The following is a 548-nucleotide window of genomic DNA, read 5'->3' as shown; positions in this document are numbered from 1 at the left end:
ATGAGCACGCTGAGGGCGATGCGCATGAACATCATGACGACGGTGAAGCGCATTCACAGGATGCGCAACAAGAGCATCATCATGAGGCTGGTGTGCCCGCCATTGTGGTAAAACCGCTCAGCATTGCGGGCGCTTACCAACTGCGCTCACTCTATCGCAGCACGGCAACACAGGCAGTATTTCCGGGAGAGGTGCTGGTGAAGCTCTATTCTATCCTCGGTGATATTCGTGCGTTACTGATGTATATCTCCATTGGCACGCAAGGGTTGGTGGGGATGGCGGTGGCGCTGGTGGCGGTGATGCATTTACGTCAACGCCAGAAGCAAATCGGTGCCTTGCGCGCTTTCGGCGCGCCGCGCACCCGCATCTCCCTGCTGATCTGGAGCGGATTGATGTCACTGGTATTTGCCGGTGTGGCGATCGGTGTGGGGCTGGGCTATGTCGCTGCCCAGGCTGTGGCGATCATCATGAGTGAAAAGAGTGGCTTTGTATTGCCGATTGCGTTGGGTGAAGACGATCTGGGGTTCGTGCTGCTGCTGCTGGCAGTG

Annotated in this window: 1 protein-coding gene; it reads left to right on the top strand. The window is 57.3% G+C overall.

Translation table 11 applies throughout. The features are described 5' to 3' along the window. Positions 1–548 (top strand): FtsX-like permease family protein (locus tag J5224_RS34645; protein WP_264629345.1); only part of this gene is annotated, 548 nt, incomplete at both ends.

The organism is Candidatus Symbiopectobacterium sp. NZEC135 (assembly GCF_025962695.1).
Note: the sequence above shows the minus strand (reverse complement) of the source record. Positions and strands in the feature narration are given on the sequence as shown.